14 protein-coding genes are annotated in these 11,456 nt (G+C 49.1%); 11 read left to right on the top strand and 3 right to left on the bottom strand.

The annotated features are described in order from the left end of the window. Positions 1-112: 112 nt before the first annotated feature. Complete coding sequence (locus tag OU421_RS01215) at positions 113-703, bottom strand: 5-formyltetrahydrofolate cyclo-ligase (protein ID WP_268186761.1); 591 nt, start codon at positions 701-703, stop codon at positions 113-115. 73 nt (positions 704-776) lie between these two features. Beyond that, positions 777-1,394: a type I 3-dehydroquinate dehydratase gene (locus OU421_RS01210; protein WP_268186759.1), complete on the bottom strand. Its 618-nt coding sequence runs from the start codon at positions 1,392-1,394 to the stop codon at positions 777-779. A 136-nt stretch (positions 1,395-1,530) separates the two neighbouring features. Here OU421_RS01210 and OU421_RS01205 point away from each other — a divergent pair, with 136 nt between their 5' ends. From OU421_RS01205 to OU421_RS01160, 10 genes are all read left to right on the top strand, one after another. Continuing rightward, the gene (locus OU421_RS01205) at positions 1,531-2,292 is read left to right on the top strand and encodes an anaerobic ribonucleoside-triphosphate reductase activating protein (protein WP_268186756.1); all 762 of its coding nucleotides are present in this window, start codon (positions 1,531-1,533) and stop codon (positions 2,290-2,292) included. A 17-nt stretch (positions 2,293-2,309) separates the two neighbouring features. After that, positions 2,310-2,861, top strand: coding sequence for an AAA family ATPase (locus OU421_RS01200; RefSeq protein WP_268186755.1), 552 nt, complete (start codon positions 2,310-2,312; stop codon positions 2,859-2,861). Then, a complete protein-coding gene (locus OU421_RS01195; protein ID WP_268186754.1) occupies positions 2,858-3,628 on the top strand; it encodes a sugar phosphate isomerase/epimerase family protein in 771 nt (256 codons plus the stop codon). Before OU421_RS01200 ends, OU421_RS01195 begins: the two co-directional genes overlap by 4 nt. Further along, positions 3,628-4,569, top strand: coding sequence for a ribonuclease Z (locus OU421_RS01190; RefSeq protein ID WP_268186753.1), 942 nt, complete (start codon positions 3,628-3,630; stop codon positions 4,567-4,569). Before OU421_RS01195 ends, OU421_RS01190 begins: the two co-directional genes overlap by 1 nt. Positions 4,570-4,586: 17 nt before the next feature. After that, a complete protein-coding gene (locus OU421_RS01185; protein ID WP_268186751.1) occupies positions 4,587-5,789 on the top strand; it encodes a magnesium transporter in 1,203 nt (400 codons plus the stop codon). A gap of 55 nt (positions 5,790-5,844) precedes the next feature. Continuing rightward, positions 5,845-7,023, top strand: coding sequence for a potassium channel family protein (locus OU421_RS01180; protein ID WP_268186750.1), 1,179 nt, complete (start codon positions 5,845-5,847; stop codon positions 7,021-7,023). Positions 7,024-7,072: 49 nt separating this feature from the next. Then, a complete protein-coding gene (locus OU421_RS01175) occupies positions 7,073-8,908 on the top strand; it encodes a DHH family phosphoesterase (protein WP_268186749.1) in 1,836 nt (611 codons plus the stop codon). A gap of 204 nt (positions 8,909-9,112) precedes the next feature. Then, a complete protein-coding gene (locus tag OU421_RS01170) occupies positions 9,113-9,364 on the top strand; it encodes a DUF7123 family protein (RefSeq protein ID WP_268186748.1) in 252 nt (83 codons plus the stop codon). Between the two features lie 119 nt (positions 9,365-9,483). After that, the gene (locus tag OU421_RS01165; RefSeq protein ID WP_268186747.1) at positions 9,484-9,696 is read left to right on the top strand and encodes a hypothetical protein; all 213 of its coding nucleotides are present in this window, start codon (positions 9,484-9,486) and stop codon (positions 9,694-9,696) included. Positions 9,697-9,776: 80 nt separating this feature from the next. Beyond that, positions 9,777-10,379, top strand: a complete 603-nt coding sequence (locus OU421_RS01160; RefSeq protein ID WP_268186746.1) for a hypothetical protein — start codon at positions 9,777-9,779, stop codon at positions 10,377-10,379. 7 nt (positions 10,380-10,386) lie between these two features. Here OU421_RS01160 and OU421_RS01155 read toward each other — a convergent pair whose 3' ends face one another. Beyond that, complete coding sequence (locus tag OU421_RS01155; RefSeq protein WP_268186745.1) at positions 10,387-11,079, bottom strand: hypothetical protein; 693 nt, start codon at positions 11,077-11,079, stop codon at positions 10,387-10,389. A gap of 9 nt (positions 11,080-11,088) precedes the next feature. Here OU421_RS01155 and OU421_RS01150 point away from each other — a divergent pair, with 9 nt between their 5' ends. Continuing rightward, positions 11,089-11,454, top strand: coding sequence for a hypothetical protein (locus tag OU421_RS01150; RefSeq protein WP_268186744.1), 366 nt, complete (start codon positions 11,089-11,091; stop codon positions 11,452-11,454). The last annotated feature ends 2 nt before the right edge of the window (positions 11,455-11,456 follow it).

Below are 11,456 nucleotides of genomic sequence, written 5' to 3'. Positions count from 1 at the left end.
ACGATAATATAAATAATTTTGCCATCGGGGTGAGGTCTCGGGGCCCGGCACCGCGGTCAAAGAGAAGACCAAAAAGAGTATCTTATATCACTGTTCTGATGATTCTGGCAGATTATTTGCCAAATTTGGTTTTTGAGATGATGGTAATCCCCGCTTCTGTCACGACTGCGTCAAGAGTCTGGTCTGTCGCTTCATGGGGAATCTGAACACATCTTTGTACAGCGAAGGCGACGCCCACGGTTGGGAACTGAGTGTGTTTTGAAAGAAACCGATCATAGTATCCGGCACCGTATCCAATGCGGTTTCCGGCATCATCAAATCCGAGAAGCGGGATCAATGCCACGTCAATATCTGCTGGATCTGCGGGGATTTCGTTTCCTATGGGCTCCGGTACATTGAATGTGCTTGGAACCAGCACATCCGCTGTTCTGATATATGAGAGCCTGAGGCTGCAGTCTTCGCGCTGGATAATTGGGACAATGATATTTTTCCCTTCATTCAGCAGAGATCTGATGAGGGGCCGGGTGTCAACTTCAGGGGGTTTTGAGGAGTAGACCAGAATCGTCTCAAAGGGCTTCAGGGTTTTCAGGAGAGATGTTGTTATTTCTCTGCTGCGTGCTGCATACTGTTCTGGTGGTATTTCCTGCCTCTTTTGACGGAGTGTCTGGCGCAGCGCTTCTTTACTGGATACTGTTGGATTCATATTCTGGATGTCCTGTGTATGTCTCTGTTTCAGGTATGTTCCGGATTGGTTTAGGGGGAGGCGATTTCTGTTTTTATTCAAGGAGATGCATGATCTCTCGCATTTCTTTGATATGGTATTGCCCCTCTGCTGTTGGCGTCCCAAAGTGGCAGTATACCATTTCAGACCCAAAGAGGCCTGCCAGAACCCTGCCAAACCTTAGTTCCGGGCCCATTGTCCCGGCACAGAGAGGGCCTGAAGCAGCGGCGGTGAAACTCAGAAGGCGCAGGAGCTCCTCTTTGGAATGGGGTGTGGTGATGATCTTTGGGATGTCCCCGTATGCTCTGAGTGCCTGCTCATGGGAACGCAGGGTGGGGGTATCGGGTGTGTCCGGCAGATGAAGGGATGCGATGACACGCGGCCCGCGTTCTCTGACCTCGTGTGCATATTCTGAGAACTGCTGTTCGATGTCGATATATGTGGCATATGAACACCACGGTTCAATAATTTCCCACCATTCTGTCGGGGTTCCGGAGAATTTTCCGCCCTCGGCACTACTCCTCAGTGTTACAATAAACGGCACATCATCCCTTTCGCAGAGTGCCGCCGGTTCTGCGCAAAAGAGATCGATGCGCAGTTCAATATAATCTGCTCCGGAATCGGCCGCTGCATCTATATCTTCCGGATCCGTCAGGGCTACAACCGTCTTCATGACTGTTCCAATAATTACAGGTATGTGTCCGGGGGCATTAAGTCTCGCGCAACATCCGGCAGGTGAAAGCAACAATTGAGAGAATTGAAACCTTCAAATGAGTTCCGCCCGTACATATAAGATATCTGGTGGTCTGTTGAACGCAAATTTTGGAGGATTTGTTCCGCTTAGTACTGTTGACTGGAGGGGACGTTCGGTCTGCACCGTGTTTCTGCGAGGGTGCCCGGTTCATTGCCATTACTGTCATAATCCTGAACTTCAGAAGGGGTCTGATCCCCGTCCCGTTGAAGAGATTCTTGACCTGATTCACTCATCGAGGATGCTTATCTCCGGAGTTATCCTCTCCGGCGGAGAGCCGACGATGCAAAAGGATGCACTGATTGCGCTCGCAAAAGGATGCCGTGCTATGAACCTGAAAGTCGGTGTTCAGACAAATGGCGTGTTTCCTGAAACGCTGGAGGCGCTCATTGATCAGTCTCTCATAGACCTTGTCCATCTGGATATCAAAACCCGGTGGGAACATTATCCCAAACTGCTGAAGGTGAAACCAGAGGTGACCAAAAAGGTGCAGCGCTCGCTTGCCCTTTGCACAGAAGCATACCAGTCGGGTACACTCTCTGAGTTTCAGGTAGTGGTTACCCTCTTCCCGGGACGTGAGGATGATGTGGCTTACATCTCGCGGGAAGCACCTGATGTTGACTTCGTCTTAAATCAGGGTGTTTCCGGGAACATGACCCCCCTGTCATTCAATGAACTGAAAGGCCTTGCAGATAAAATACAGCGCCCTGTCCGGATACGCACGCGCGATGATGGTGAAGTCACCTATAAAAACGGGCAGATCATCATTGCTGATTCCATTGTCTTAACAGACATTCTTCAGGCCCGGCGTAATTACTGAAATAAGGATACATATAGATGAGAGTTATCGGAGTTGTCGGCCTTCCCGGAAGTGGGAAAGGCGAATTTTCACGCATCGCAGAAGAAATGGATATCCCGGTTTTTGTGATGGGTGATTCAATACGTGAGTATGTACGTACGTCAGGGAAAACCCTGTCAGACCTTTCGATGGGTGAGGCGTCTGCGCAGCTGAGAGCAAAGATGGGTCGCGATGCAATTGCACAGCTTACTATTCCACGAGTTGAGGCGTGTGAGGCAGAGGTTGCCGTTATTGACGGAATCCGCAGTGAGGCAGAGGTTGTCCTTTTCAGAAATCATTTCTCGGATTTTTTCCTCGTGGGTGTTGCATGCCCGTCTGCAATACGGCTGGAACGGATATTCGGGCGTGGGCGTGAGGATGATGTTTCCTCTGCCGATGAATTAAACGCCCGTGACGAGCGTGAACGCGGCTGGGGACTGGATGCAGCGCTTGCGATGGCGGATGTGACGGTCACAAATGATGGAAGTATGGTGGAGTACGAGAATGCGGTCCGGGCACTGCTTCGCAAGTGTCTGGAGGAAGGTGCATGACACTTCCGCTCTATTTTGCCTCATCATCCAAGGTGTGGTCCTCTCCTGAATGGGTATACGGTATCGAAGAGTGCGGGTATGATGGCTGGGAAATTTCCGCTGACGGCAATTACCGGCTGGATAATCCTGAAGCGTTTGCGAAAATAACTGAGATTATTGAAACCACGAGCCTTGGCATCAGCGTGCATGCACCATTTACTGATCTCAATATCGGGTCGCTGAATGATCCCATCTACCGGGAATCCATCCGCCAGATGCAGCTCTGTGTGACAAAGGCTGCAGATATCACAGATGTTGTGACGATTCATCCCGGCTATGTATCTCCCCACGGACGTCTTGTGCCGCAGAAGGTCTGGAATCTTCACAAGGAGGCGCTCCGGGAAATCGGAGCAACGGGTATTGATACCGGCGTGCAGGTATGTCTCGAAAATATGCCCAAAATCCCAGATTTCCTCTGTATGGAAGCAGAGGAACACTTTGGGATGATTGAGGGGGTAGAGGGAATATATGCAACCGTGGATCTTGGCCACGCGAACACTACCGGTCAGGTTAAGACGTACCTTGGCCGCATTGGAACAGCGACGCATATGCATATTCATGACAACCATGGCAGTTCTGACGAGCATCTTGCTCTTGGGGCAGGCACCATTGACTGGGATGATGCCGGCCGCCGTATCAGCGCCGCCTACCATGGTATCTGTGTCGTTGAAGGGCGGAATCTGGACGAAGCCGCGATAAGCAGGGATGTATTCCGGAGGTGTTTCTGATGGCAGGAGAGACGCTCCATGTTTATTTCCTTGGAACGGCTGGTGCCCTCCCCACGCCGAACCGCAATCCGGCATGCATCATGATGCGACGCGGTGCGGATACCCTGCTCTTTGACTGCGGTGAAGGAGCACAGCAGCAGATGATGCGGGCACGAACCGGCTTTACCGTTGATGCCATATTTATCACTCACTGGCATGCGGATCATTATCTGGGTGTTCCCGGTCTGATTCATACTCTCTCATTTATGGGGCGCACAGAACCTCTCCCCATATACGGGCCCAGATGGGTGGATGGATTTGTCGATGGCATCCTTGCACTTGCAAAGAAACCCCCCGGATTCCATTTGGAACCACGGGTACTGAATCCCGGCGATGTGGTGCCCTTTGATGGATACCATGTTCGTGCGTTCTCTGCACAACACGGGATTCCGGGACTGGGTTATATCCTTGAAGAAGATGCGCGTCCCGGCCGGTTTAACCGTGAAGAGGCCATTCGTCTGGGTGTGCCTGAGGGGCGCCTCTTTGGGAAACTCCAGCGCGGAGAGGATGTTACCGTGGATATCGACGGACAGGAGACCGTTGTGAAAGCAGACCAGGTGGTCGGCCCTTCGCGTTCCGGCCGAAAAGTTGTCTACACGGGTGACACGCGTCCGAATGTGCGTTCGTGGCTGGGATGGGGCATGGATGCGGACCTTTTGATTCATGATGCCACCTTTGATGAAAGTGAGGCGGAACGTGCGCCCGAAGTGTTTCACTCAACTGCAGCGGAGGCAGGGATGGTTGCAGCCCAGATTGACGCTGCCCGTCTTGCCCTTGTTCATATCAGTTCACGATACGTCAATACAGCAACTCATATAGAAGATGCAGGGAAACACTATTCAGGACAGGTGTTTGCACCTGATGATCTTGAAGTATTTGAGATTCCGTACCGGAGTGAATAAAATGACAGGGGATGGTGATGATGTTGCAGCTGCAGATATCCAGCCAGATCCGTCTCTTTTTAACCGGATTCGCTGCTCTTTTAATCTGTGCGTTTGCTGCTAGTGCAGCAGGCATTTATCTTGGTTCAGCACGTGACGTGATTGCCCTTTTGCCGGGACTGATGGTCATGGTGCCTCCGTCTATTAACATGCGGGGGAGTATCTCGGGTGTGCTCGCGTCCCGTCTCTCTTCATCGATGCATCTGGGGGCATTTGATGTTGAATTTTCCCGCGAGTCTGTGCTGGGCTCAAATCTGCGGGCATCATTTCTGACAACGGTGATCATTGGATTCTGGCTGGGTCTGATTGTCGCAGGTATCTGTGCTGTCTTTGGTATTGAGGGTCTTAGTGTCATCGACTACGTGGTAATTTCCGTTGTATCCGGGATTGTTTCCGGGCTCATTGTTATGGGGATCACGCTTATTGTGGTCCTTATCAGTTACCGCTTTGGTCTGGATCTTGATATGATCGCAGCGCCAACGGTTACAACAGCGGGAGATATTGTGACTCTGCCCGTCCTCGTCGTCACCACTCTTTTCTTTGTCACACTGGCTCCTGTTGTTCTCAATATCCTCTTTGGTATTGTGATTCTTCTGACCGCTGCCTCTCTGGTCTATTCGGTGTACCTTGATGAGCCTGTCTTTGAGATAAACCGGGAAATCCTGCCCCTGCTCCTTTTCCTTTCCTTTGTCGGAACACTTGCCGGACTGACCTATACGCTTGATCTGGAACAACTCATTGAATTCGCGGTATTCCTGATCATTATTCCGCCGTTTACCGGGCTTTGTGGTTCGATTGCAGGGATTCTCTGTTCCCGCCTTGCAACCGGGATGCATATGGGTGAAATTGATGCAAAAGTCCGTCCCGAACGGCCGGTACTGGAACAGTTTGGTGGGTCGTATCTCTATGCACTGTTTGTTTTCCCGCTAATCGGCCTGATAGCCCAGGAAGCGTCAGGGCTGATGGGTATTGCATCCCCCGGCCTTTTTGAACTGATCACAATATGTACCGTATCCGGGATGATCGTCATCACGATTGTGAATATCATTGCCTATGCAACTGCAGGTCTCTCATTCCGGTACGGGCTTGATCCTGATAATTTTGGCATTCCGGTGATAACCAGTACAATAGATCTGGTTGGCGCGGCCATCCTTGTCGCCGTTATTAATATACTCGTATAATGAGATACCATAATAGTAGATACGACAAAGTGTATCATGAAAGGACTATACGCCCATGAGTGATTTAGAGTACCAACCGGTCAGTTTTAAAGATGTACTGATTGAGATGAAGGACATCTCAGAACTGATGGTTGATCTTGCTTATTCTGCGATACTATTTGAGAGTCGTGAAATTGCCCAGGAAGTTATTACCCTTGAAGAACGGATGAATCAGCTGGTCTACCAGGCACGGATACAGAGTATCCTTGGGTCCCGGAGGGTTGAGGAAGCCGAGGCAATGAGCGGTATGCTGCAGGTCAGTGAAGCGGCAGAAAAAATTTCAAATTCTGCGTCTGAGATTGCGACCATCATTTTGAAAGATGTGAAGTTTCCTGCCAAACTCCGGCTTGCAATGCCGGATGCTGAAGAGGTGACCAAACGTGTGGTGGTCGGAAAAGAGAGCGTTATTGATGGTATGACACTGGGTGAACAGAGTCTCCAGAGCAGCACCGGAATGCGTGTCATTGCAATCAGGCGGGGTGTGTCGTGGATCTATGATCCCGAACGCGAAACACGGATTCTTGATGGTGATATCGTCATTGCAAAGGGGCCCGAGAGCGGGATTATGCCGTTGTACGAACTCTGTGGAAGAGACGTTCCCGTAACAGATGAGTCTCCTGAAGGAAGTGTTGTAACCGATCTTGACCGGGCTGTCCGCCTGATTGTCAAGATGAAGGATACCTCTGAACTCGCAGTCGGCCTTGCGTATACATCTCTGCTTTTTAACAATCGTGAAGTGGCGGATGAGGTGGTTTCTCTTGGCACCAGGATGGATGACATGCGGTATGAACTGGATCTCTGGATTCTTGAAGCGGCAAAACGCATCTCAAATGTGGAGTATCTGCGTGGACTGCTTTATATGTCATCATTTGCGGATAATATCACAAATGCGGCAGGTTCTATTGTCGATGTTATTTTGCGGGATATCGAGATTCCACCGTTGTTCAGGAAGATTGTACGCGAGTCTGATGAAATCATTTCACGGATTCGTGTAGAGGCAGGTTCCGAACTTGCCGGGAAAAGTCTGAAAGAAGCCTCACTAAGCACGGTGACCGGTATGGTGGTTCTTGCAATCCGGCATGAGAATAAATGGAAATACCGTCCGAGAAAGGATGAAAAATTACAGTCCGGGGATATTATTATAGCCAAAGGACGGCGGGACGGCGAATGCCGCCTCTATGATCTCTCCCGGTGAATGTGACTCAACTATAATAGAACAATAAACCAGACGAGTGTGAAACAAAATGAATAATGGAGAAATGACTGTTTATCGCCTCTCCCCGGCATGTGATGTGGGTGATGTGGAAGAGGGGAAAGTATACGTTGTACGGGTGCAGGGATTTGCAGATTTTGGTACCTTTGTGTATCTGAACGACCGGATCAAGGGCCTGATACACAAATCAAATGTGAAGACCCATCATCAGGAAGGGGAGACATTGTTCGTTCGTGTACGGCAGGTCCGGAAAAACGGCAATATTGATCTTGAGGAGATTGTTCCCACCAGATACAATACGGAGACCGTTGCAAAGAAACTCTCGACACTCCGGCTCGCTGACCTTCCGGACAAAGTCGGCAGACACGCCACCATCGAAGCTGAGGTTGCGCAGATTAAGCAGACCTCAGGCCCTACGATATTCACTATTGTTGATGAAACTGGTGCCGAGGATGCAGCAGCTTTCATCGAGGCAGGAGTGCGTGCGTATCCTGAGGTTGAACTGGGAGATATGGTCTCAGTCTCCGGTGAGGTGATGCTCAGGAACAACCGTCTTCAGATTGAGGTCTCAAATATGCGTGTTCTCTCCGGTGAAGAACGCGAGAATGTGGACAAACGCATTGCAGAGGCGCTTGAACTGCGTGCGGAACCGGAAGACCTTCCGTTTATGATTGAAAGTGACGTCTTAAATCGCCTCAAGCCGGAAATGCAGAAGGTGGCAAAGATCATCCGGAAGGCAATTTTTACTGCCCAGCCGATTGTGCTGCGCCACCATGCTGATGCGGATGGCATATCTGCTGCAGTCGCTGTCGAACGCGCTGTTACGCACCTTATTCGTGAGAATGGTGGAGATCTTGACACCGAAAGCCACATGTTTAAGCGGGCCCCGTCAAAAGCGCCATTCTATGAAATTGAGGATGTAACCCGTGATCTTGACTTTGCGCTGAAGGATTTTGTCCGGTTCGGACAGAAACTGCCGCTCATTGTCATGATGGATAACGGCTCAACAGAAGAGGATGAGCCGTCCTACCGGATGGCAAAGATCTATGATATTCCGATTGTGGTTGTTGACCACCACCACCCTGATGAGAGTACCGATGCCTATCTCGATGCACATGTGAACCCATACCACGTCGGCGGAGACTTTGGTGTGACGGCAGGTATGCTTGGTGCAGAACTTGCCCGCATGATCTTCCCCGGTGTGGAAGATGAGATCCGCTATTTCCCGGCAGTTGCCGCGGTGGGTGACCGGAGTGAAGCACCGGAACGCCAGCAGTATCTGGATCTTGTCAGTGATGAGTGGAGTGAAGACCACTGCAAAGATATTGCCCTTGCCCTTGATTATGAACAGTTCTGGCTTCGGTTCAATGACGGGCGTGAGATTGTAAAGGATATCCTTGGGGTCAACGGGGACCGTGATCGTCATGAACGCCTTGTAACGCTGCTTGTACGTGAAGCAAATCTCGCAATTGAAGAACAGCTGAGTGCATCAATGCCGCATGTTGTTGAACAAGAACTTGGAAACACCGCGAAGCTCTTCATGCTGGATGTAGAAATATATGCTCACCGCTTTACCTTCCCGCCACCCGGAAAGACCTCCGGAGAGGTGCATGACATCCTCTGCAGGCGTAATGAGGGCGCACCGGTTGTGACACTCGGTATCGGACCTGATTTTGTGGTCATCCGTTCACGTGGTGTTCTGATGAACATTCCAAAGATGGTACGTGAACTCAGAGAAGAGGTTATCGGCGGTGGAGTGAACGGCGGCGGCCACCTTGTCGTTGGAAGTATAAAATTCGTTGAGGGAATGCGCGAAACTGTAATTGAAAGCCTCATAGCAAAGATTGAGGAGTTTCCTGTAGAATAATATTTTGAGGGTTATTTTAGATAATTACCCTTCGATTTCTGATATGTTTGTGTAGATGATATAGTCGTTCATTCCAATCGCTTTGCAAAGGATTAACCTGAATAAATCATTCATCGTCTCTGAATGTGGAAAAAAGAGGCACATTTGCCAGAAACATTTATATTATAGTAATTTCTAAATGGAAATTGCTTCCGGAGTGTAAGAATGAACCGTAAAAACCGAATTTCTGAGCAGTATTCGGCAACACAGGGAAAGATCCTGTCATATCTGCTACAGGGCCTCAAAGCGGGAAAACATTACTTTAAATCCAAGTACATCGCGAAAGATCTCGGTTTGTCTCCGAAAGAAGTCGGGACAAATCTGGCAATTCTCTCTGATATCTGTGACGAACTGGATATATCCCGCTGGAGTTACTCAAATAGCACTACATGGCGTGTTCTCCCACGTTCTGCGTAAATTATCAGTAATGCTCAGGCTCTTTGCCTGAATATCCAAACCACTTATTCTCTTCTCTGTTTCGTCTTGTTCTGGTCATTAAACCAAACCATTAACATGATTACGGGAAACCTCTTTATATGGCTGATAAAATCATAGAATTTGTATCTGATATTGAATTTGTTGCAAATATTGATGAGAAGAAGGATTGTCTTATGAATCAGGGCACCCAGTCTGACGAAGCAGCGGTAACTGAGGGAAACCCGCTTGGTCTTTGGTATAATATCGACGTGCCGAAGGGACACGGAATGAGTGCCGGTGATAAAATCCGGATAATTATTGAGAAGGTATAGTCCTGTTTGGTTTGAATGGGAGAGTTCTCCCCTGATTTCTTTCGGTTCTGAATAAGATTTCATAGTGGTATACACGACCTATGCATACGTCCTGGCTTTCATATGGTGCTCTCATACTCCTTTTTGCAGCTGTCAGTATCTGTGGATGTGTTACGGATGATGATGCATGCGAAAGAGCATCCTCGTTGTATGAACATGCAGAGATGAGAATCAGTGACATAAACTGGGATGCCGATCCGCCTGAACTTGCTGACGCTAAACTCCAGGGAGCAGAGGTAGACCTGAATGAGGCTCGCATTATTGTGGGTGCTATTCAGCCGGATTCCGGGTCTGCGAAGCCAAGCACTGCATATGCACTGCATGAACTGGTTCTTGCAAAAATATCATATGTGTCTGCTGCCCGTGAAGTGGCAACAGCCCAAATTCACATTATGAACGCGGAGGATGCAGCAGAATTATATCAGTATTCTGACTGGTATCTTGAGTTGCATGCAGCCTTGGAAAATCTGGATCTTGCCCGCACAGAGCTCTCTCTCTCAGACAGCCGTATGGACGGGATTAACATGACTCTTGTTCCGGTGGAGATGCGTTCGGATGTTGTTGAGACACAAGCCCTGAATGCCAATTTTGCACGTCTCATCACTTCGCTGGAACAGTCCGTTGAAATAGCTCTTCAAGGATGAGATAATTTTATGCTGCATTCAGGAATCCCGTGATTCTCCGGACTGCCGGTTGTATTAATGCGTTACCGTACTGCGCTTTTGTTGTTTCCAGGCTGAAGGAATATTTGTTTACATCCTGTTCGCTCACAATGAAGTAGAATTTTTCACCCGATGCCTGAACGGTTTTTTGGATGTGCTCTCCATATCGCATCTGGTTTCCCGTGACAATTAGACCCGTTTCGCCGTCCACCAGCACCCATGTCAGCCGGGCACTTTCCGGTTTACTCGTAGTAGTAATCGTGGTATTTATTCGCCAGAAAGAAAACGGGATTTGGAACATATCTGAAAATCCATTTCCCGGACCGGTATATGCCGCAAACAAAACGATCTCACCTGGCGCCCAGATCTCAGGATAATCAGGATCTGATGCACCGAATGGTGTCATGTCAGCCGGGAAATCAGTGACCGGGTATCCCCCTTCACCGCTCATATAGATGGAGGTAAGGTCGGTATTTTTTGGAATATTCCAAATCTGTGGTTCTGCCTGCAGAGTATATGTCGGAATTTCCCCCGCAGCGTATTCATATGACGACGAGGCAGGGTGGACAGATCCGTGAATACTGCCAATACCGGGTATGCTTACGAAACCCTGGGACGCTATCGCGATAATGGTCACAATGATGAGTGCTCCTGCAAAGGTGAGGATGTCTGCACGTTTCACATCATAATCTTGAACAGCCTTTCTGATAACGTTTCTTCTGTAGTTCACGGTGAACAGGTGCGGTTTCAATATACAGTGTTAAATATTATCGGGCTGCACATTCTTTCATCAATGGATTTGCGGGAATCACGAACTTGGATTATTTTTTATCTGATATCATTTGTGTTACTGCTGGTCGCTGTCTTTCTGACTGCTAATGGAGTCCTCCTGGGAGTTGGCCTCACGATGGTCATTGTGGTGATAGGGGTTAATCTGATTTTTATGCTAGGTCAGGTGAAGGAATCCTCGAAAAAGAGAGAAATGATGGAGAAGGTTTCCCATATTGAGCGGAATGATAAAAAGGAGCAAGTGAATGATGAGGACCTGCCGTTCTAAAG

The sequence above is a fragment of the Methanogenium organophilum genome (genome assembly GCF_026684035.1).
Lineage (GTDB): Archaea > Halobacteriota > Methanomicrobia > Methanomicrobiales > Methanomicrobiaceae > Methanogenium > Methanogenium organophilum.
Note: the sequence above shows the minus strand (reverse complement) of the source record. Positions and strands in the feature narration are given on the sequence as shown.

Excerpts from the sequence above, each read along its gene's own strand:
- OU421_RS01200 (WP_268186755.1), top strand. The coding sequence starts at position 2,310 with ATGAGAGTTATCGGAGTTGTCGGCCTTCCCGGAAGTGGGAAAGGCGAA.
- OU421_RS01215 (WP_268186761.1), bottom strand. The coding sequence starts at position 703 with ATGAATCCAACAGTATCCAGTAAAGAAGCGCTGCGCCAGACACTCCGT.
- OU421_RS01180 (WP_268186750.1), top strand. The coding sequence starts at position 5,845 with ATGAGTGATTTAGAGTACCAACCGGTCAGTTTTAAAGATGTACTGATT.
- OU421_RS01160 (WP_268186746.1), top strand. The coding sequence starts at position 9,777 with ATGCATACGTCCTGGCTTTCATATGGTGCTCTCATACTCCTTTTTGCA.
- OU421_RS01185 (WP_268186751.1), top strand. The coding sequence starts at position 4,587 with ATGATGTTGCAGCTGCAGATATCCAGCCAGATCCGTCTCTTTTTAACC.
- OU421_RS01170 (WP_268186748.1), top strand. The coding sequence starts at position 9,113 with ATGAACCGTAAAAACCGAATTTCTGAGCAGTATTCGGCAACACAGGGA.
- OU421_RS01210 (WP_268186759.1), bottom strand. The coding sequence starts at position 1,394 with ATGAAGACGGTTGTAGCCCTGACGGATCCGGAAGATATAGATGCAGCG.
- OU421_RS01175 (WP_268186749.1), top strand. The coding sequence starts at position 7,073 with ATGAATAATGGAGAAATGACTGTTTATCGCCTCTCCCCGGCATGTGAT.
- OU421_RS01190 (WP_268186753.1), top strand. The coding sequence starts at position 3,628 with ATGGCAGGAGAGACGCTCCATGTTTATTTCCTTGGAACGGCTGGTGCC.
- OU421_RS01165 (WP_268186747.1), top strand. The coding sequence starts at position 9,484 with ATGGCTGATAAAATCATAGAATTTGTATCTGATATTGAATTTGTTGCA.
- OU421_RS01195 (WP_268186754.1), top strand. The coding sequence starts at position 2,858 with ATGACACTTCCGCTCTATTTTGCCTCATCATCCAAGGTGTGGTCCTCT.